General features: G+C 50.0%; 20 protein-coding genes, 1 tRNA gene and 1 rRNA gene. 3 read left to right on the top strand and 19 right to left on the bottom strand.

The features are described from left to right. Positions 1-26: 26 nt before the first annotated feature. Positions 27-102: transfer RNA gene (locus tag D9738_RS11155), tRNA-Thr, on the top strand. Between the two features lie 39 nt (positions 103-141). Beyond that, positions 142-257: ribosomal RNA gene (gene rrf, locus D9738_RS11150) — 5S ribosomal RNA — on the top strand. A 63-nt stretch (positions 258-320) separates the two neighbouring features. Here the strand turns inward: rrf and D9738_RS11145 are convergent. The 7 genes from D9738_RS11145 to acrE form a co-directional block, all read right to left on the bottom strand. Beyond that, entirely contained in the window at positions 321-1,079 is a 759-nt protein-coding gene (locus D9738_RS11145; RefSeq protein WP_000078344.1) for an amino acid ABC transporter ATP-binding protein, read from the bottom strand. Between the two features lie 7 nt (positions 1,080-1,086). Then, the gene (locus D9738_RS11140) at positions 1,087-2,190 is read right to left on the bottom strand and encodes an amino acid ABC transporter permease (RefSeq protein ID WP_130260197.1); all 1,104 of its coding nucleotides are present in this window, start codon (positions 2,188-2,190) and stop codon (positions 1,087-1,089) included. Between the two features lie 9 nt (positions 2,191-2,199). After that, complete coding sequence (locus D9738_RS11135; protein WP_130260196.1) at positions 2,200-3,381, bottom strand: amino acid ABC transporter permease; 1,182 nt, start codon at positions 3,379-3,381, stop codon at positions 2,200-2,202. A 67-nt stretch (positions 3,382-3,448) separates the two neighbouring features. After that, positions 3,449-4,474: an amino acid ABC transporter substrate-binding protein gene (locus tag D9738_RS11130; RefSeq protein WP_130204494.1), complete on the bottom strand. Its 1,026-nt coding sequence runs from the start codon at positions 4,472-4,474 to the stop codon at positions 3,449-3,451. Positions 4,475-4,891: 417 nt separating this feature from the next. Continuing rightward, positions 4,892-5,113: a membrane protein gene (locus tag D9738_RS11125; RefSeq protein ID WP_000825639.1), complete on the bottom strand. Its 222-nt coding sequence runs from the start codon at positions 5,111-5,113 to the stop codon at positions 4,892-4,894. Positions 5,114-5,364: 251 nt separating this feature from the next. Then, positions 5,365-8,469 carry a multidrug efflux RND transporter permease subunit AcrF gene (gene acrF, locus D9738_RS11120; RefSeq protein WP_130260195.1) on the bottom strand — a complete coding sequence of 1,035 codons (3,105 nt, stop codon included), beginning with the start codon at positions 8,467-8,469 and terminating at the stop codon, positions 5,365-5,367. 11 nt (positions 8,470-8,480) lie between these two features. Continuing rightward, positions 8,481-9,638 (bottom strand): multidrug efflux RND transporter periplasmic adaptor subunit AcrE, encoded by a 1,158-nt coding sequence (gene acrE, locus D9738_RS11115; RefSeq protein WP_130260194.1) that lies wholly within the window; start codon positions 9,636-9,638, stop codon positions 8,481-8,483. A gap of 395 nt (positions 9,639-10,033) precedes the next feature. On the opposite strand from acrE, the gene envR reads away from it, so the two are divergent. Further along, on the top strand, positions 10,034-10,696 hold the full coding sequence (gene envR / locus D9738_RS11110) for an acrEF/envCD operon transcriptional regulator (RefSeq protein ID WP_130260193.1): 663 nt from the start codon (positions 10,034-10,036) through the stop codon (positions 10,694-10,696). A gap of 2 nt (positions 10,697-10,698) precedes the next feature. Here the strand turns inward: envR and D9738_RS11105 are convergent, their stop codons facing one another. The 12 genes from D9738_RS11105 to D9738_RS11050 all read right to left on the bottom strand — a co-directional run bounded on the left by D9738_RS11105 (position 10,699) and on the right by D9738_RS11050 (position 21,134). Continuing rightward, entirely contained in the window at positions 10,699-10,878 is a 180-nt protein-coding gene (locus D9738_RS11105) for a DUF2556 family protein (RefSeq protein ID WP_010345321.1), read from the bottom strand. 83 nt (positions 10,879-10,961) lie between these two features. Then, positions 10,962-11,846: an adenine-specific DNA-methyltransferase gene (yhdJ, locus tag D9738_RS11100; protein WP_130260192.1), complete on the bottom strand. Its 885-nt coding sequence runs from the start codon at positions 11,844-11,846 to the stop codon at positions 10,962-10,964. Between the two features lie 84 nt (positions 11,847-11,930). After that, positions 11,931-12,227, bottom strand: coding sequence for a DNA-binding transcriptional regulator Fis (gene fis / locus D9738_RS11095; protein ID WP_000462905.1), 297 nt, complete (start codon positions 12,225-12,227; stop codon positions 11,931-11,933). A gap of 25 nt (positions 12,228-12,252) precedes the next feature. Beyond that, on the bottom strand, positions 12,253-13,218 hold the full coding sequence (dusB, locus tag D9738_RS11090; protein WP_001219652.1) for a tRNA dihydrouridine synthase DusB: 966 nt from the start codon (positions 13,216-13,218) through the stop codon (positions 12,253-12,255). Between the two features lie 328 nt (positions 13,219-13,546). Then, positions 13,547-14,428, bottom strand: coding sequence for a 50S ribosomal protein L11 methyltransferase (gene prmA / locus D9738_RS11085; RefSeq protein ID WP_130260191.1), 882 nt, complete (start codon positions 14,426-14,428; stop codon positions 13,547-13,549). An 11-nt stretch (positions 14,429-14,439) separates the two neighbouring features. Next, positions 14,440-15,891 carry a sodium/pantothenate symporter gene (gene panF / locus D9738_RS11080; protein WP_130204506.1) on the bottom strand — a complete coding sequence of 484 codons (1,452 nt, stop codon included), beginning with the start codon at positions 15,889-15,891 and terminating at the stop codon, positions 14,440-14,442. Further along, positions 15,881-16,123 carry a YhdT family protein gene (locus tag D9738_RS11075; protein WP_000381170.1) on the bottom strand — a complete coding sequence of 81 codons (243 nt, stop codon included), beginning with the start codon at positions 16,121-16,123 and terminating at the stop codon, positions 15,881-15,883. The genes panF and D9738_RS11075 overlap by 11 nt, the downstream gene beginning before the upstream one ends. 108 nt (positions 16,124-16,231) lie before the next feature. Continuing rightward, positions 16,232-17,581, bottom strand: coding sequence for an acetyl-CoA carboxylase biotin carboxylase subunit (gene accC / locus D9738_RS11070; RefSeq protein ID WP_000884639.1), 1,350 nt, complete (start codon positions 17,579-17,581; stop codon positions 16,232-16,234). Between the two features lie 10 nt (positions 17,582-17,591). Next, on the bottom strand, positions 17,592-18,062 hold the full coding sequence (gene accB, locus D9738_RS11065) for an acetyl-CoA carboxylase biotin carboxyl carrier protein (RefSeq protein WP_130260190.1): 471 nt from the start codon (positions 18,060-18,062) through the stop codon (positions 17,592-17,594). A gap of 395 nt (positions 18,063-18,457) precedes the next feature. Beyond that, positions 18,458-19,057: a protein-methionine-sulfoxide reductase heme-binding subunit MsrQ gene (gene msrQ, locus D9738_RS11060; protein WP_130260189.1), complete on the bottom strand. Its 600-nt coding sequence runs from the start codon at positions 19,055-19,057 to the stop codon at positions 18,458-18,460. Further along, the gene (gene msrP, locus D9738_RS11055; RefSeq protein ID WP_130260188.1) at positions 19,058-20,062 is read right to left on the bottom strand and encodes a protein-methionine-sulfoxide reductase catalytic subunit MsrP; all 1,005 of its coding nucleotides are present in this window, start codon (positions 20,060-20,062) and stop codon (positions 19,058-19,060) included. A gap of 97 nt (positions 20,063-20,159) precedes the next feature. Beyond that, entirely contained in the window at positions 20,160-21,134 is a 975-nt protein-coding gene (locus tag D9738_RS11050; protein ID WP_130260187.1) for an MDR family oxidoreductase, read from the bottom strand. Positions 21,135-21,259 lie beyond the last annotated feature (125 nt).

Here is a 21,259-nt window from a genome sequence, read left to right as displayed (position 1 = left end):
GAACTGCCAGGCATCAAATTTAGCGTGCTGATATGGCTCAGTTGGTAGAGCGCACCCTTGGTAAGGGTGAGGTCCCCAGTTCGACTCTGGGTATCAGCACCACTTTTTAGGTTAAAGTTCGGCAGATTAGAAAAGAATTTGTCTGGCGGCAGTAGCGCGGTGGTCCCACCTGACCCCATGCCGAACTCAGAAGTGAAACGCCGTAGCGCCGATGGTAGTGTGGGGTCTCCCCATGCGAGAGTAGGGAACTGCCAGGCATCAAATAAAGCGAAAGGCCATCCGAAAGGATGGCCTTTTTGCGTTTCGAATCCATGTACAACTTAATGGATAACCTGCGATAAAAATGCCCTCGTACGCTCCGATTTAGGATGCGCAAAAAATTCATCCGGTGCAGCTTGCTCCACGATTTCTCCGCGATCCATAAAAATCACTCGATCAGCGACAGTTCGCGCAAATCCCATTTCATGTGTTACGCACAGCATCGTCATGCCTGACTGCGCCAGCCCAATCATCGTATCCAGCACTTCTTTTACCATCTCCGGATCGAGCGCCGACGTAGGTTCATCAAACAGCATGATCTTAGGTTTCATACAAAGTGAACGTGCTATGGCAACGCGTTGCTGCTGACCACCAGAAATCTGCCCGGGAAACTTCTGTGCATGTTCGGCAATTCTCACCCGCTCAAGGTAATGCATCGCCAGAGCTTCAGCTTCTTTCTTCGGCATCTTACGCACCCAAATCGGCGCCAGGGTACAGTTCTGTAAAACGGTCAAATGTGGGAATAGATTGAAATGCTGAAAGACCATTCCCACTTCCTGCCTGACGCGCTCAATATTGCGAATATCTTCGTTAAGCTCGATGCCATCCACCACGATCCGTCCCTGTTGGTGTTCTTCCAGATGATTAATACAACGAATGGTTGTCGATTTCCCGGAACCAGAAGGTCCACACAGTACTATTCGTTCTCCCGGTTGCACGGTTAAATTTATATTTTTCAGAACATGGAATTGCCCATACCATTTATTGACGTTTTCCAGCGTAATCATCGCGTTAGCAGGTTGCAGTAAAATTTGGCTCATAGTGTCCTCAATGCGGTGTACGCCCGGTGTTAAAACGTTTTTCCAGATGTTGGCTATAACGTGACATGCTGAAGCAGAAGATCCAGTAGATCAGTGCGGCGAAAACATACCCTTCCGTCGACATACCCAGCCAGGCGGGGTCAACGGTTGCCTGCTGAACGCTACTGAAAAGATCGAACAACCCGATGATGATCACCAGACTTGTGTCTTTGAATAGCGCGATGATGGTATTTACCAGCCCTGGAATCACCAGCTTCAGTGCCTGGGGCAGAATAACCAGCCCTTGAGTTTTCCAGTAACCCAACGCCAGCGACTCTGCCGCTTCGTATTGCCCTTTGGGCAGCGCCTGTAATCCGCCTCGCACGACTTCTGCAACATATGCTGACTGAAACAGGATCACGCCGACCAACGCACGAATCAGTTTGTCGATACTGGTGCCTTCCGCCATAAAGAGCGGCAGCATGACCGAAGACATAAACAGTACGGTAATCAGCGGTACGCCACGCCAGAACTCGATAAAAATGACCGATAAGATACGCACAATCGGCATATGGGAGCGGCGGCCTAATGCCAGTAAGATCCCCCACGGCAGCGCCCCAGCAATCCCAACAGATGCGATAATCAACGTCAGTGTCAGCCCGCCCCATTGCCGGGTTTCAACCCGCTCCAGACCAAGAAAACCGCCATACATCAGCCACCAGACAATCAGTGGGTAGATAACCGCCCATACCGTAATATAGCGACCGCGATGCGGGAGTATTTTCCAGAATATTGGTGCGAGAGAAACAAGGCCAATCAGTAATGCCAGGTTAATTCGCCAGCGCTGGTCGTGCGGGTAAAGCCCATACATAAACTGGCCGAATCGTTCATGGATGAAGACCCAACAGGCACCGGCTTTTGTGCAGTCGGTACGCGTTGAACCAACCCAGTTTGCCTGTAAAAAAGCCCAGTTCAGCAGCGGTGGAATCAGTTCCCACATCAACCATAAGCAGCCAATAGTCAGCAGGCTATTGCTCCAGCTGGAGAACAGGTTTTTGCGCACCCACACCATAGCGCGGCTTGAGTTATGGCTCGCCGGGCGCGGGGGATGAGACAGCAATACTTTTGTCATCATGACTCCTTAGCGTTCAACGATCTCGATGCGGCGGTTATAGATATTCATCAGCAGCGAGATAGTCAGGCTGATAATCAGATAGACCGACATCGTCATGGCAATCGTCTCGATGGCTTGCCCCGTCTGGTTCAGCACGGTGCCAGCAAACAGCGAAACCATATCGGGATAGCCGATAGCGGCGGCAAGAGAGGAGTTTTTGACGATGTTGAGATACTGGCTGGTTAACGGCGGAATAATCACTCGTAGCGCCTGGGGAATAATGACCTGGCGTAGCGTAACTGGGTTGGGCAATCCCAGCGAGCGGGCAGCTTCATGTTGACCATAAGGCACTGCTTGGATCCCGGCGCGAATAATCTCGGCGATAAATGCAGATGTATAAACTGAAAGCGCCAATGTTAAGGCTGCCAGCTCAGGGATAAGCACCATCCCGCCGCGGAAGTTAAACCCTCGTAACGCCGGAACATCCCAGTGCAGTGCCGCACCAAAAAGCCATTGTGCCAGTAAAGGTAAACCAATGATCAACACAGCGGCGCAAGGCCAGGTACGGCGCAGTTGTCCGGTCTTTATCTGGTGCGTTTTATTAAAACGGAATAGTCCAACAGAAATGGCTATAGCAATAACAACAGTCAGGATAAACGCAATAAATCCATCTCCCAGCTGCGGCGACGGAATATAAAGCCCACGATTGCTCAAAAAGGCGAGATCAAACGCACTCACTGCCTGTCTCGGTCCGGGCAAATTGCGCAACACGGCAAAGTACCAGAAGAAGATTTGCAGTAGCGGGGGAATATTACGGAAGATCTCAATATAAATTGTGGAAAGCTTTCGTAGCAGCCAGTTATCCGAAAGTCGCGCCAGACCGATAAAGAAGCCCAGGACAGATGCGAATACGATACACAATGCTGAAACCAGTAGCGTATTGAGTAAGCCGACAATAAAAACGCGTCCGTAGGTATCGCCCTGCTGGTAATCGATCAAATGCTGGACGATCCCGAAGCCTGCGCCGCGATCCAGAAAGGCAAATCCTGATGTAATGCCGCGATTGTTTAGATTCGTCATGGTGTTGTGAAATAACCAACCAACAATGCCGACGACGGCAACAACGGCGAGGATCTGGAATAACCAGGCGCGAACCGTAGGGTTGGTAAAGGAGAGTGAGCCTTTAACGGTTGAGCGGCGATGGGGCATATAAACCTCGGAAACCATAACGCTGAAGAGAGCGCCGCCGTAGCGACGCCCGTTACCTCACACCGACTTAACGCACGGGCGGCGCGTACTGAATACCGCCGTTATTCCAGAGATTATTTTGCCCACGTTTAATTTTCAGCGGGCTTTCTGAACCTACATTACGCTCAAAAATTTCCGAGTAGTTACCCACCTGTTTGATGATGTTGTAAGCCCATTTATTATCCAGCTTCAGATCCTTGCCGTAATCGCCCTCTTTACCCAGCAGATGCGCCATATCAGGCGTAGCTGGATTAGCCGCTTTTTCATCAACGTTTTGCGAGTTAACGCCCATCTCTTCAGCATTCAGCATGGCGAAAAGCGTCCAGCGCACAATAGAGAACCATTCATCATCGCCACGACGGACGACCGGACCAAGCGGTTCTTTAGAGATAACTTCTGGCAGGACAATCCATTCGGCAGGATTACTTAATTTGATCCGCAGGGCATACAGTTGCGACTGATCCGAGGCCAGCGTATCGCAGCGGCCAGATTCCAGAGCCTTTGCTGATTCGTCTGAGCGATCGAAAGTCACTGGCGTGTACTTCATATTGTTTGCCTTGAAGTAATCGGCGACGTTAAGTTCGGTATCAGTCCCCGCCTGAATACAGACGGTTGCGCCATCCAGTTCTTTCGCGCTTTTTAATCCCGCTTTATCGTGCGTCAGGAAGCCAATGCCGTCGTAATAAGTGACGCCAGTAAATACCATTCCCATTCCTGCGTCGCGGGATGAAGTCCAGGTCGTATTACGGGAGAGCAAATCCACTTCTCCTGACTGTAAAGCGGTGAAGCGTTCTTTTGCTGTGAGTGGGGTATATTTCACTTTCGTGTCGTCGCCAAATACAGCAGCGGCAACACCACGACAAACATCTACATCAATACCTGAAAACTTACCGTCTGCATCGGCATAAGAGAACCCAGGTAATCCGTCACTGATCCCGCATTGCACAAACCCTTTATTCTTTACGGCATCAAGTGTCGCGCCAGCATGCGCCTGATTTGCAACGGCAAGCAGCACGCTGGCGGCAGCCAGTGTGGCTATCATCATCTTTTTCATAATGCTTCCTGTGAGGCGAAAATTATCGTTATAGGACGTTTGGGAAACGTCTTTTACCTGTCTGTGGCCATCCTTTTATAAGCAAAAGTAGTGCCAGTTTTTGCGCACGATTCCGTGTCGCAATAAGCTGAGTGTAGACAGGAAATAATAAAAACATCGCCCCGCAATGGTGCGAAAATGAAACATACGCCACATTTTAGCGCAAAATATTTATTCGCATTTTACTAAGCAGGATAATGATTGTTAGCGTGAGCATGTGTTTTAAATGAGGGGAAAAACTAATGGATGTGTTATTTCGACGGTTCGAAATAAAATGCTAAATTAAAAGGGAATAAGCTAGCCGAATATAGTTGTATTTTATCTTACGGTGAGATTCTGTACCGTTAAACAGAGCGCGGAACTCCGCGCTCTGTTCAGTTATTTCGACAGAGCGATGATCCCCATCGTCAGGCCTGCAACAGCCGCTGCCCCGCCAGCAATAGCCCCGGCAGTTTCCCAGTTATCCTGAGTCGTACCTTTCATACAGGTATTGGTGTGAACCAGACGGCCCTGATCGTCATAAACCGGAACGCAGGGTGAATCGTGAGCGCAGCCCGCCAGCAATGCGGTGAGCAATGCGACAGGAATTAATCTTTTCATGGTGTTACCTCAGTAATAACGCTACCGCTTAATAAGCTAACTTTCTTATTAACGTACTGAATTCCATTTTATCACCGGGAGTTATAATTCTTGCGAGATGAATAATGACAAATTATGTTAATTGTAAAAATAATGAAGGGAGAAAGAATGAATGCACTCAATTCAAAAGTTAGTGAATCATTAACTCATTAATTTTTATAGTTTTAACTGCAAATTAAAAAGGCGTCCGAAGACGCCTTTGTGTTTTAAATTTACCCTTTAAAGCAACGGCGGATCACCACAAAGAACACAGGGACGAAGAAGATTGCCAGTAATGTTGCGGAAATCATGCCGCCCATGACTCCAATCCCTACTGCGTTCTGCGCGCCGCTTCCCGCACCATTACTGATAGCCAGCGGCAATACGCCGAGAATAAAGGCGAGTGATGTCATCAGAATAGGACGAAGACGCATACGTACGGCCATCAGCGTTGCTTCAATAACACCTTTCCCCTCTTTCTCCATCAGGTCTTTGGCGAACTCAACAATCAAAATAGCGTTTTTAGCTGATAAGCCAATTGTCGTTAACAAGCCCACCATAAAATAAACGTCATTTTTTTGATTAAAGAGTGTCGCCGCCAGCAGCACGCCGACAATCCCTAACGGCACGACCAACATAACCGAGACAGGAATTGACCAGCTTTCATAGAGCGCTGCAAGGCACAGGAAAACGACCACGAATGAAATGGCTACCAGAGCAGGGGCCTGGTTGCCTGACAAGCGTTCCTGATACGACATACCCGTCCAGTCATAACCGATTCCGTTAGGTAGTTGTGAGGCGAGGTTTTCCATTAGCGACATCGCATCGCCGGAACTGGTGCCTGGCGCGGCCTCCCCCTGAATCTCCATAGAAGGTAGACCGTTGTAGCGTTCCAGACGCGGAGAACCATATACCCAATGTGAAGTGGTAAAGGTGGAGAATGGCACCATTTCGCCGTTGGCACTGCGGACATAAAGTTTATCGACATCTTCTGGCAGCATACGGAATTTGGCATCCGCCTGAACATATACTTTTTTCACGCGGCCACGGTCGATGAAGTCGTTGACATACGTCCCGCCTAACGCCGTAGAAATGGTCTGATTAATGTCAGAAAGCGAAACGCCTAATGCCTGTGCTTTTTCCTGGTCAACTTCAAGTTTGAACTGCGCAGTATCTTCCAGGCCATTGGGGCGCACACTGACTAAGCTTTCAGGATGTTGCGCCGCCATGCCAAGCAATTGGTTGCGGGCATGGGTTAAGGCATCGTGACCAAGACCCGCCTGATCGATTAACTCAAAGTCGAAACCTGTTGCCGTACCCAGTTCAACAATGGCTGGCATATTGAATGGAATGACAAAACCGTCGCGGATTTTACTCAGTTCCATTTTGGCACGTTGGATTACCGCTTCCGCGCTATTTTCTTCGCCACTGCGCTCTTCCCACGGTTTAAGGCTGACAAAGGCCATCCCGGCGTTTTGCGCCTGACCGCTGAAGCTAAATCCATTGACTGTAAAGACACTTTCAACGTTCGCCTTCTCGTTCTTCAGATAGTAATCCGTCACTTCATCCAGTACTTTTTGTGTCCGCTCTTGCGTCGCGCCAGCGGGCAGTTGGATCATGGTCAGGAAGACACCCTGATCTTCTTCCGGCAAGAAAGAAGAAGGGAGGCGTAAAAACAGCACTACCATTCCGGCGACAATCAGCGCATAGATCAGTAAATATCGCCCTGTGGAACCGAGGATTTTGCCAACGCTATTGGTGTAGTGATTAACGCTATGATCGAAAGTGGTGTTAAACCAGCCGAAGAAACCACCCTTATTTTCGTGATGCTCGGCAGAGACTGGTTTCAGCAATGTTGCACATAACGCGGGGGTGAGAATCAGCGCAACCAGTACTGAAAGCGCCATTGCTGAAACAATAGTGATAGAGAACTGTCGATAAATTGCCCCTGTTGAGCCACCGAAGAATGCCATCGGAATAAACACCGCCGACAGTACCATCGCGATACCTACCAGCGCACCCTGGATTTGCGACATCGATTTTTCCGTCGCTTCTCTGGGGGGGAGTTTATCCTCCATCATTACGCGCTCGACGTTCTCTACAACGACTATCGCATCATCAACAAGAAGCCCGATGGCAAGTACCATCCCGAACATCGTTAGCGTATTGATGGAGTAACCAAAAGCGGCGAGTATGGCAAACGTCCCTAACAACACGACAGGTACAGCAATGGTGGGTATCAATGTCGCCCGCATGTTCTGCAAGAACAGATACATCACCAGGAATACCAGGATAATGGCTTCGAACAGCGTTTTCACCACTTCCTGGATAGAAAGCTGGACGAAAGGCGTGGTGTCATAAGGGTAAAGAACCTTCATTCCCTGTGGGAAGAACGGCTGCAATTCTGCCAGTTTGGCCTTGATGGCTTTTGCGGTATCAAGTGCGTTAGCTCCCGTTGCCAGTTTAATACCGAGGCCAGCCGCGGGTTTGCCGTTGATACGGGCGATAACGTTATAGTTTTCACCACCGAGTTCAATCCGTGCGACATCTTTCAGCCGCACTACCGAACCGTCGCTGTTCACGCGCAGGGTGACTTTGCCGAACTCTTCCGGATCTTTTAACCGTGTCTGGGCAATAATCGACGCGTTTAGCTGCTGTCCTGGTAATGCCGGCGTGCCGCCTAACTGACCGGCCGCAATCTGGTCGTTCTGTACTTTCAACTGGTTAATAACATCAACCGATGTGAGTTTATATTTGTTCAGCAGATCGGCATCGAGCCAGATACGCATAGCGTACTGAGCACCGAACAGTTGTACGTCGCCAACGCCGTTCAGACGGCTAATGGTATCTTTGACGTTAGAGGCGATGTAGTCGGAAATATCGTCTTGCGTGGTACTTGGGTTATCAGAAACAAAACCAGCCACCATCAAAAAGCTGCTACTTGATTTCTCGACACTTATCCCCTGTTGCTGGACTTCCTGCGGCAGTAGCGGTGTGGCGAGTTGAAGTTTGTTTTGTACCTGCACTTGCGCGATGTCTGGATCGGTCCCGGACTGGAAGGTGAGAGTAATTGTCACGCTACCGGCTGAATCGCTGGTGGAGGACATATACATCAGATTATCGATGCCGTTCATATTCTGTTCGATAACCTGTGTCACCGTATCCTGCACGGTTTGCGCATCAGCGCCCGGATAGTTTGCCGACACAGAAACAGCGGGCGGGGCAATGGTTGGATACTGGGCGACGGGCAATTGTAGGATCGCCAGTACGCCCGCCATCATCAGAATAATGGCCAGCACCCATGCAAATATTGGTCGTCGAATAAAAAAGTTTGCCATATCAGATTGCCTTACTTCGACGCAGTATCTGCGGGGGTATCGGTAGTGGCTTTAACCTGCTCTCCCGGGCGTGCTTTTTGCAGGCCGCTGACAATGACCTGATCACCCGCTTTTAGTCCTTCGCTAATCAGCCATTTATCGCCAATGGCCTGGCTGGCGACAACAGGACGCGCCTCAACCTGGCTTTTATCATTAACAATCAGCACGGTAGCGTCACCACGCGGCGTGCGGCTAACTCCCTGTTGCGGGATAAGAATGGCGTCAGGTTGTACACCTTCATCAATCCGTGCGCGCACAAACATACCTGGCAGAAGCGTGTGTTGCGGGTTAGGGAAAACCGCGCGCAGGGTAATGGAGCCGGTGCTTTCATCAACGGTTACATCAGAGAATTGCAGCGTGCCTTTCAGGGGATAGGTTTGACCGTTTTCCATGACCAGCTCTACGTTGCTGGTGGCGTTTTCCTTATGCAAACTACCTTGCTCTACGGACTGCTTCAGTCTCATGAAGTCGTTGCTGGATTGGGTCACATCGACATAGATAGGATCGAGTTGCTGGACAGTCGCCAGTTCGGTCGTTTGCCCGTTAGTGACGAGAGCACCTTCGGTCACCGAAGATTTGCCGATACGCCCGCTAATTGGCGCAGTCACTTTGGTATAAGCGAGATTGATGCGGGCGCTTTCGACCGTGGCTTTTGCGGCTATGACGGTAGCATCGGCCTGACGAGCATCAGCAATCGCCTGATCGTACTCCTGCTGGCTGATGTATTTCGTACCCACAAGCGGAACATAACGTTTTACCGTCAAATGCGCGATGGATGCGGCAGCTTCGCTTTTCGCCAGGTCGCCTTTCGCGCTGTCATAACTTGCCTGATAAGTGGCTGGATCGATCTGGTACAGGGACTGGCCAGCTTGCACATCGCTGCCTTCAGTGAAATTACGATTCAGCACTATCCCGCTAACCTGTGGGCGAACCTCGGCAATACGGAAAGCATTAGTACGGCCTGGTAATTCAGTTTTAACTTCTAACGGGGCAGTATTCACAATATGAACGGTAACCTGCGGTTCACCGACGTGAGCTTTCTCTTCTCCCTTATCGTTACAACCCGCAATTAACGCTGCGGAGATTATGATAAAGGAGGGCAGGAGGAAAAACCTGGCATGTTTCGTCATTACTATTCCTCAAAAAACCAAAAGCGCGTTATTAGCCAGAAAAAGGCAACGCGTTAACTCGCAGAAATAAAAATACAGTTCGCTATCCTACAAATTATCGTCCGGCGATGTAAGGAATAGTTATGAATAGTCGCTATTCAAGGCACGTAAACACAAAAATAGATTAATATTCTAATGTTCTCATTTGATGTGAGTTGAAAAGAATGGAAGCATTTTAACGCAAAGTGAAATATACATTTATTAAGTAAATATATTATCGTCAAACAATAGGCTTTGATTATTTGACGATTGATAGCAGACGGGAATTGGTTTCTCGTATAAATAAAAATTAGGTGATACATTACTTCTCGTTGTTTCCCTTATGTCGAATATATTTATTTCCTGAATGATTAATCATGGCAAAAAGAACCAAAGCCGAAGCCCTGAAGACCAGGCAAGAACTGATTGAAACCGCCATCGCCCAGTTTGCGCAGTATGGCGTAAGCAAGACGACGCTCAATGACATCGCCGACGCCGCCAACGTCACGCGTGGCGTAATCTACTGGCACTTCGAAAACAAGGCTCAACTGTTTAACGAGATGTGGCTGCAACAGCCTTCATTGCGGGAGTTAATCCAGGAACGTTTAACGGAAGGGTTAGAACATGATCCTTTCCTGCAATTGCGTGAAAAACTGATTGTTGGCTTGCAATATATTGCCGAAATTCCCCGCCAGCAGGCGTTACTGCAAATCTTATATCACAAGTGTGAATTTAGTGATGAAATGCTGGCCGAGGCAGTAATACGGGAAAAGATGGGCTTTAATCCACAGATTTTGCGTGAAGTATTACAAGCATGTCAGCAACAGGGGGATATAGCTAAAAGCCTCGACTTAGACGTCGTAATGATTATTATTGATGGCGCCTTCAGCGGTATTGTTCAAAACTGGTTAATGAATATAGCGGGTTACGATCTTTATAAACAAGCACCCGCATTAGTCGATAATGTATTAAGAATGTTTATGCCAGATGAAAACATAACGAAATTAATTCATAAAACAAATGAATTAGGTATCGTATAAAGTTACATTCTATTGTGAAAATCCAGTTCGTCACAGTTAACCAGTTTTAGCGGATTAACCGAGTTCATATTGCGACATTTGTCTGTTTCTGTTGCCAGTAGTTCAATCCACTGCATCAGTAAGGTATCAAACAGAAAAACGGAGACAGCGAAAACGACGAGCCACCAATACTTGCGAATCATTACCTGAGCCTGTGCATGTTTAACCAAGTCTGGCAGGAAATATACACGAAATGAATAATCTGAAAACCAGGCTTACACTTCCTTTACTTTGCGATGAGAGTGGGGTCAACTTCGCTGATCCGGCTTCGTTTTGACAGGTTGCCGGTCTTTCTTTTTTTCACTTTCGCCAGCTCTTCCATGGAGTAATGTGACGCGACTTCCAGTCGGCGTAGCCCTATCTTGATGTACTCGCTGTTAATCTCAATACCAATGAATTTTCGCCCGGTCGCGATGGCGACGGCACCGGTGGTGAAGCTACCAGCAAACGGATCGAGAACGACATCGCCAGGGTTAGAAGAGGCGAGAATAATGCGCTTCAGTAAAGCTTCAGGCTTTTGCGTCGGATGGTTTTCATATTCATCCATCAAATAACGTACGCGTGGAAAATCCCAGACGTTACCTGGCACTTTTTGATGATTGTAAGGTTGTGGGGGATTTTTGCGATAGTCGATTAATGCACGCTGTGCTCCGGTTTTGGCTTCTACCAGAATAGCATCGCTGTTAAATGTGTAGTTCTTTGCGTCTTTCACCATCATCAGGATGGGTTCATACATGGAGCCGTAATATTTTTTTGCCTGAACGCCGGAGCTGTCATACGACCAGACGATGCGACTTTTGATGGTAAAAAGCTGGCGGCACTGGAGGTCAATAAAGGGCATGTTTTCCGTGCTGTTCATGATGTACATGCTGCCCTGTTTTTTCAGAACGCGGTGGCACTCTGTAATCACTTCAAATAGCCAGTTAATAAACAGATCTTCTTTCCACGCTTCGATCAGGCCATCGAAATTTTTACCGATGTTATAAGGCGGGTCAGCAAAGATTAGATCGACACTTTCTGCGGGTATCTTTTTAAGTTCAGCTAATGCATCACCGTGGATAATGGTCTTTGTATTGTCGCCAAACCTGGTGGGTTCACATCCTGTTCTCATGGTCACTCCCTTTGCGACACCTATAAAAAAGGCGCTTCCCCATGCCGAGTAGCGCCTTTTAATCAAGCAATTAGCTAACCTGAATTAGTTCATGCCGTACTTTTTCAATTTTTTACGCAGCGTACCACGGTTGATGCCCATCATCAGCGCAGCACGGGTCTGGTTACCACGGGTGTATTGCATCACCATGTCCAACAGGGGCTGTTCTACTTCAGCCAGTACCAGCTCATAGAGGTCATTAACATCCTGACCGTTCAGTTGAGCAAAATAGTTCTTCAGTGCCTGTTTAACCGAGTCACGCAGGGGTTTTTGGGTTACCTGATCCTGAGAGTTAACGGTAGAAACGGTCAGTACGTCAGAATTTACGCGTTGTTCGAACATAGTTCTGTCAGCTCTTTATTTCTGTTTACGCAAAATTTTCGAAGTATGCCTCCAACGCCTCCAGCTGTTCGCTGGCATCCTCAATGGCGTTGAATGTGCGCCGAAACTGGTCATTTGGAGCGTGTTCCTGGAGATACCAGGAAACGTGTTTACGTGCAATTCGGTACCCTTTTGCCGGACCATAAAAGTCATGCAGTTCCCGAACGTGCGCGCAAAGCAAGCGCTTAACCTCTGCCAAAGGCAGCGGGGGCAGCAACTCCCCAGTGTCCAGATAATGCTGGATTTCCCGAAAGATCCAGGGTCTTCCCTGAGCTGCGCGGCCTATCATCAGAGCATCCGCCCCTGTATAGTCGAGCACAGCTCTGGCTTTAAGCGGGTCAGTAATGTCGCCATTCGCGATAACCGGAATGGAAACTTTCTGCTTAACTGCCCGAATACTGTCGTATTCAGCTTCTCCATTGAACAAACAGGCGCGTGTACGGCCATGAATGGTCAGAGCCTGAATGCCACAGTCTTCAGCCAGTTGGGCAATCTCTTCGCAGTTACGGTGTTCCGGCGCCCAGCCGGTGCGAATCTTCAGGGTAACAGGAACGTCCACTGCATTAACGACCTCGGTAAGGATCGATTTAACGACATCCGGGTACTGCAAGAGGGCTGAACCTGCAAGCTTGCGATTCACTTTTTTAGCCGGGCAACCCATATTGATATCAATAATCTGGGCACCGCTTTCCACGTTAATACGTGCTGCATCTGCCATTTCTTTCGGATCGCTACCGGCAATTTGCACGGTGCGAATACCGGGTTCATCAATGTGCACCATCCGTAAACGAGATTTGTCGCTTTCCCAAACCTGAGGGTTAGAAGACATCATCTCGGATACTGTCAATCCGGCTCCCATCTCGTAGCACAACGTCCGAAAAGGTCTGTCTGTAATGCCAGCCATGGGCGCTGCGATCAGGCGATTTCTGAGCTGATATTGTCCGATGCGCATGAGTTAAGAAATGACCATACTGTGACTGCAAGGCGGCGTATATTACGCATTTTTTGCACGAGATGAAAGGCCAAACTTTGACCAATCCTCTGAGATGGATCAAAGAATTGCATTTAAAATGAACTCGGCGGAATAATTAATCATAAAAATCATCACATTAGAAATAAGTGATTAAAATTCGCACTCAAAGAAATTTGAGTAAGTTCTCAATTTTTCTTTATGAATGAAAATTTTGGCACGCAAATTTGCCTAAATAATCAGCAAAATTACGTGCCTTTTGTGACGTTGCTCGCACTTCTCTCTACATCACTATGCCGCATTCTGGCGGTTAATTCTTACGACCAGTAATGCGACACCACTCTTCTTTTTCCACGACCGGGTCCAGAACGAAGCTGTCGGCATAAGCTTCACAAACGCTCTCCGCCTGGCTTGCCAGAATACCGGAAAGGCCCAGCAAGCCGCCTGAAACCGGCAGGACGCTGATTAACGGTGCCAGTTCACGTAACGGGCCTGCGAGGATGTTAGCGACCACCACGTCGGCTTTCATCGCTTCAGGCTGATCTTTGGGTAAGTAGAGTTCCAGACGGTCAGAAACGCCATTACGTTCGGCGTTGTCGCGGCTGGCCTGAATGGCTTGCGGATCGATATCAATACCAATGGCTTTTGCTGCGCCCAGTTTCAGCGCTGCGATTGCCAGAATGCCGGATCCACAGCCAAAATCGATGACCGTTTTACCGGTTAAATCGAGGCTGTCGAGCCATTGCAGGCACAGAGAGGTGGTTGGATGAGTCCCCGTACCAAACGCCAGGCCCGGGTCTAACATCACGTTGACGGCGTTTTCGTCTGGCACATCACGCCAGCTTGGGCAGATCCACAGACGTTCGCCAAAGCGCATTGGGTGGAAATTATCCATCCATTCGCGCTCCCAGTCTTTATCTTCCAGTTGTTCGATTTTGTGCGCGAAGCCTGCGCCGAGCAGCGGATGATCCTCCAGAATCGCCACGACTTCATTCATGTCGGTTTCAGCATCGAACAGACCAATCACATCGGTGTCGCCCCACAGGCGCGTTTCGCCCGGCAGCGGCTCAAACACCGGCGTATCGTGGGTATCCTGAAAAGTAATGGACACGGCACCCGCTTCCATCAGCGCATCGCTAAGATCTTCAGCGTTCGCGCCGGTGGTGTTCAGTTTCAGTTGGATCCAAGGCATGGCAAAACTCTTTATTTATCAGTAGTCAAAACGGTAGCTTGCGAGACGGAAGTACCGAAACGGTTTCCGACCAGGAAAGCCAGCAAACTTAGCAGTAACGAGGGCACGATAGGGTGGAAGCCCAGGTACTGAATATTCAGGGTCGCGAGCACGGCATACAGCACGCCGCCAACGATCATCGCACTTAGCGCACCTTTGGCGTTGGCGCGTTCCCAGTAAAGACCCAGCACCAGCGGCCACAGGAAAACGGCTTCCAGCCCACCGAAGGCCAGCAAATTCAGCCAGATGATCATTTCTGGCGGCTTCCAGGCGGCAAGCAGCAGCAACGCGCCGAGAATCAACGTAATCACCGCCGACATCCGCTTCAGACGCGTCTCGTTTTGCATTTGATCCGGACGGATATTCAGATAGAGATCTTTAATGATCGTAGCGGAACTTTGCAGCAACTGGGCGTTGATCGTCGACATGATCGCGGCCATCGGTGCAGCCAGGAAGATCCCGGCAGCAAACGGTGGCAGCACTTTTACCATTAACGTCGGGATCACCAGATCCGGTACGGTGAGATCGGGGATCACCGCCCGACCTAACGCTCCGGCCAGGTGCATACCGAACATCAGGATTGCGACTACAATCGTCCCGATGATGATCCCCCGATGCACTGCTTTGCTGTCTTTATAAGAGATACAGCGCACCGCAGTATGCGGCAGGCCAATAACGCCAAAGCACACCAGTACCCAGAACGATGTCATAAAGGCAGGTGACAGAATATCGTCAGCACCTTGTGGTGTAACCAGCTGTGGATCGATGGTTTGCAGCGTCTCTACCGCGTTGCTTAAGCCGCCAGCGGCATGTACCACGCCGACCAGCAGCACAATGGTGCCAACCAGCATCACCAGACCTTGCATAGTGTCGTTCAGCACACTGGCGCGAAAGCCGCCAAAGGCGGTATATAACGCAATACTGATACCGAAAATCAGCAGCCCGGTTTCATAAGGAATACCCGCCGCGGTTTCCAGCAGACGCGCACCGCCGATAAACTGCACGGTCATCGCACCAACGAACGCAACCAGCAAACTCAAACTCGCCAGCCACACCAGAAGACGACTCTGGTAGCGGGCAAACAGCATATCGTTCAGCGTCACCGCATTGTAGCGGCGCGCAAGAATCGCGAACTTCTTGCCGAGTATACCGAGCGAAAGCCAGACTGCAGGCAGCTGAATCATCGCCAGCAATACCCAACCCAGGCCGTATTTATAAGCAGCGCCTGGCCCGCCGATAAACGAACTGGCACTGATATAGGTCGCGGTGAGCGTCATCGCCAGCACAATACCGCCCATGGAACGGCTGCCGAGGAAATACTCATTGAGGAAGGTGCCGGTGCTCCGTTTACGCATCGCATAAACAGAGATACCGAACACCACCACCAGATAGGCGACCAGCGGTAGAATCACTTCAAGCTGCATCGTCATCCTCCAACGGGATATCGCGATAGATAAATTTCACCATCGCCCAGCACAGTCCAATAAACAGCAGCGGCGTCAGGATGCAGGCCATCTCAAACCAGCGCGGAAAGCCGGTAAAACCGGGGGCAACGCCAGGTAAGTAAGCGGCTACTAACCATACCGCCAGATACAAAAGGGTCAGCCCCAGCGCCCAGCGCGCCTCTTTATGGGCCTGAACAAAACGAGTGTCCATTTTTTGTCCCTGATGGGTGAAGAAAGCGGGGATTGTACCTTATGGGGGTTGTCGATCCCCAGTAATAAAAAAGGCCGGAAAATCCGGCCTTTTGACGCTTTTGCAGTCTTATTTTTCCTGAAGACCGAGTTTTTTCTCCAGATAGTGGATGTTAGTGCCACCATGCTGGAAGTTCTCGTCGTTCATGATGCGGATCTGCAGATCAACGTTGGTTTTGATACCGTCGATGATCAGCTCCTGCAGCGCATTCTTCATGCGAGCAATCGCCACGTCACGGTTTTCACCGTAGCAAATCAGCTTACCGATCATTGAGTCATAGTACGGCGGCACGGTGTAGCCCGCGTAGATATGAGACTCCCAACGCACGCCAAAACCGCCTGGCGCGTGGAAACGGGTAATTTTGCCCGGGCTTGGCAGGAAGGTGTTCGGATCTTCGGCGTTGATACGGCACTCTACCGCATGGCCGCGAACGTGAACTTCTTCTTGCTTGATAGACAGCGGCTGACCGGCAGCGATACGCAGCTGTTCTTTGATCAGGTCAACGCCAGTGATCATTTCAGTAACCGGGTGTTCTACCTGAATACGGGTGTTCATTTCGATGAAATAGAACTCGCCGTTTTCGAACAGGAACTCGAATGTACCTGCACCGCGATAGCCGATATCAACACACGCTTTAGCACAACGTTCGCCGATGTAGCGACGCAGTTCCGGGGTAATGCCCGGTGCTGGCGCTTCTTCGACCACTTTCTGGTGGCGGCGCTGCATGGAGCAGTCACGTTCCGCCAGATAGATAGCGTTGCCCTGACCGTCAGCCAGCACCTGAATCTCGACGTGGCGAGGATTTTCCAGGTATTTCTCCATGTAAACCATATCGTTGCTGAAAGCAGCTTTCGCTTCCGCACGAGTCATGGAGATAGATTGCGCTAGTTCAGCATCGCCGCGCACTACGCGCATACCACGACCACCGCCGCCGCCGGAGGCTTTGATAATTACCGGATAACCAATGCGTTTAGCAATGGCGCGGTTTTTATCCATATCGTCGCCCAGCGGGCCGTCAGAACCTGGTACGCAAGGAACGCCAGCTTTTTTCATCGCGGCGATTGCGGATACTTTGTCGCCCATCAGGCGAATGGTTTCTGCTTTCGGGCCGATGAAGATAAAGCCGGAGCGTTCAACCTGCTCGGCAAAGTTGGCGTTCTCGGAAAGGAAGCCGTAACCCGGATGGATTGCTACTGCGCCGGTGATTTCAGCGGCGCTGATGATTGCCGGGATGTTCAGATAACTTTTTACTGACGGAGCAGGACCGATACAGACCGTTTCATCTGCCAGTAATACGTGTTTTAGATCGCGATCCGCGCTGGAGTGCACAGCGACAGTCTTGATGCCCAGTTCTTTACAGGCACGAAGAATACGCAATGCAATCTCGCCGCGGTTGGCAATAACAATTTTATCCAGCATGTTCGCCTCGTTACTCGATGACGACCAGCGGCTCGTCAAATTCTACCGGTTGTCCACTTTCGACCAGAATTGCTTTCACAGTACCGGATTTGTCTGCTTCGATCTGGTTCATCATTTTCATGGCTTCAACGATGCACAGGGTATCGCCCACGTTCACTTTCTGACCCACTTCGATGAACGCTTTCGCGTCCGGGCTTGGGGTGCGGTAGAAAGTACCAACCATTGGGGAACGTACGATGTGACCACTGATTTCCGCTGCTGCTGGCGCTTCCATGGAAGGAACGGTCGCCGGAGCGGCTGCGTTAGATTGAGCTGGCTGCTGCATCACTGGTGCAGCGTAAGCTTGTTGCATCATCGGGAAACTTGCGGCAGGTGCTGCACGGCTGATGCGTACTGACTCTTCGCCTTCAGAAATTTCCAGTTCAGAGATGCCTGATTCTTCAACCAGCTCGATCAGTTTTTTAATCTTACGAATATCCATGAGTGGGTTCCGTACTCTTTGTTTAGTGTGATTGTGACAGGCGTTTCACCGCCGTCTGTAAAGCGTATGCCCCGACAGCTGTATGCATAGCGGTAAATTCCAGCAGGCCGGGACGCCGGTCTATTTTGCCCCAGAGTGTCAATGTGAGACTTGACGGACATTGTGCAGCGATCTGCTGCTATCCTCCGGCAAAAAACAAAATATACCTTCGTTGCGCCATTGTCACCTTTTCAGCAGCTTAAAAGCTGCCTTAGGGAGAACGAGGTCGCACATTATAACGATTTCGTAGCAAATGGCAGCTAAATACTGGTCTTATCAGGGAAGATAATCAACAGCTAACATGTAAATAACTTTCAACGTCGCGTAATTTGCAATAAGCCGCACAGTTCACGAAATTAACGCCACCATTGACGGAACTTCTTATAACGTAAGGCTAAAAGCAATAATGCCAGCCCGGCGTAGATGAGCGGCTGCGGTGAGATAACCTTCACTGACCACAGATAATGTATGGGGGCCAGGATCGCGACAAGATAGACGAAGTTATGCAACTGTTGCCAGTGTTTGCCTAGTTTTCGCTGCATCGCTTGTGTAGACGTGAATGCTAAAGCAAGCAAAATCAACCAACTGATAATACCCAGGGTTAAATAAGGTCGGGTGATTAATTCCTGACCGAATAACGCCAGGTTGTTCACGCCAAGTTCCAGTAATGCATAACTGGTTAAGTGCAGCGTCGCCCAGGTGAAACACCATAAACCTAACAGGCGGCGGGTGCGTATCAATAATGGCTGCTTAGCGTAGCGCGCCAGCGGGGTAATTAACAACGTCGCCAATAAAAATTTCAGCGCAGTCCGACCGGTAAAATGCTGAATATCTTTCACCGGGTCGGCACTTAGCCCGCCATGATTGATTGCCCAAACCAGCCAGACAAACGGCAAAAATCCGGCAAGATGCAGGCAAAATTTCAGCCAGGTAACCTGTTTTGCAGTCAAACGCACTTAGAAGTTCTCCCGTAGATCCAGTCCGCGATAAAGTGACGCGACTTCATCGGCGTAGCCGTTAAATAGCAGTGTCGGCTGGCGTTGCACATCCAGGATGCCACCTGAACCGATAAATCGCTCAGTGGCCTGCGACCAGCGAGGGTGATCAACATGCGGATTAACGTTGGCGTAAAAGCCGTATTCGTTGGGGGCCGAAAGATTCCAGGTGGTTGGTGGGCGTTCTCGGGTCAGCTTAATGCTCACTATCGACTTGATGCCTTTAAAGCCATATTTCCATGGCACAATCAGGCGTATCGGCGCGCCATTTTGCGGCGGTAGCGCCTTGCCGTAGACGCCGACGGTCATCAGTGTGAGCGGATGCATTGCTTCGTCGAGACGTAATCCTTCTACATAGGGATATTTCAGACCGCCGCCGATAAACCTGTCCTGCTGGCCGGGCATTTGTTCCGGTGCATAAATTGTTTCGAAAGCGACGTACTTCGCGTTGCTGGTCGGCTCTGCCAGCGCCAGCAGTTTATGCAGCGGAAAACCAATCCACGGCACCACCATCGACCACGCTTCCACGCAGCGCATCCGGTAAATCCGCTCTTCTAACGGGAATCGACGGGTTAGCGCATCGTGGTCGAGGGTTAACGGTTTACTGACTTCACCACTGATTTTCAACGTCCACGGATCGGTTTTCAGGCTGCCAGCATTCGCGGCGGGATCTGCTTTATCCAACCCAAATTCATAGAAATTGTTGTAGCCGGAAACTTTATCTTCCGGTGTCAGTGGCAGGTTATTTTGCCAGGCAGCAGGCTTGCTGAACTCCAGGGGGTTTCCGGCAGGCGCGGGCGGGCGATCGTTCCCTTTGAACCAGCCAAGTAAATCCGCGTGGGCGGCATTTGGTATAGAGAGGGCGGCGGCGCTGATGCCTAATGCTTTCAAAACTTGCCGACGTTGCATAAAAAAAGCCGATTCAGCAGTGACATCGGCTTCTGTAAGTTGACGAATATTTTTCATAACAGACTCCCGGTATGCTCATGATTACTATGGCAGGGAGAATGTCAAAGTGCCGCTAAAATTCGTTAACGATATGTAAATTATTTTATGCTAACGCTTAGTTAATTTTTACCAGCGTACGGCCCTGGATCTGATTGTTAATAATGGCCTCGGCAAATTTTGGTGCATCAGCCAGTGAAATCTCTTTTGCCGCCTGGGTATAGAATGATTCCGGTAAATCGGCAACCAGACGCTGCCAGGCTTGTGCGCGGCGTGCTGGTGGCGTCATCACCGAATCCACGCCCTGCAGGCGAACGTTACGCAGAATAAATGGCATGACGGTGGTTGGCAGAGTAAAACCACCCGCCAGACCACAGGCCGCCACGCAGCCGCCGTAGTTCATTTGCGCCAGCACTTTAGCCAGCACTTTGTCGCCCACAGTGTCAATCGCCCCGGCCCAAAGCTGTTTTTCCAGTGGACGGGATTCAGCAAATTCATCACGCGGCAGAATTCGGCTGGCACCTAAACTTTTCAGATATTCATGGGTACTTTCGCGACCGGAAACAGCAACCACCTGATAACCTAACTTATGCAACAGCGCCACGGCAGTGCTACCAACGCCGCCGCTGGCGCCCGTTACCACAATCTCGCCATCTTGTGGACGAATACCGGCATCTTCCAGGGCCAGCACGCACAGCATGGCGGTAAACCCAGCAGTACCAATAATCATCGCTTTACGCGCGTCCAGACCTTGCGGCATGGCAACCAACCAGTCGCCTTTTACGCGCGCTTGTTCTGCCAGCCCGCCCCAATGATTTTCACCAACACCCCAGCCCGTGAGTAACACTTCTTGACCAGCATGAAAACGAGGATCTTCACTGTCGCGTACGGTTCCGGCGAAGTCGATGCCAGGAATCATCGGAAAATTGCGGATTATTTTTCCTTTACCGGTTATTGCCAGCGCATCTTTATAATTCAGGCTCGACCAGTGGACATCGACCGTCACATCGCCTTCCGGCAGGCGACTTGCGTCCAGAGTCTGTACAGATGCGAGGGTTTTGCCGTCCTGCTGTTCTAAAAGTAACGCCTGCATAAGAAGTCCTCATGTGCATGATGGATTGGAAAATAATTTCTGAAGACTATACTCGCTAATTGAAAAGCAAAGTCGATGAAGCGCAATAAATTGCGAGATAAATCTGATTTGCTAGTATGCCCGCT

Source organism: Escherichia sp. E10V5, from assembly GCF_004212315.1.
Classification (GTDB): domain Bacteria; phylum Pseudomonadota; class Gammaproteobacteria; order Enterobacterales; family Enterobacteriaceae; genus Escherichia.
This window is presented reverse-complemented; position numbering and strand designations above follow the sequence as displayed.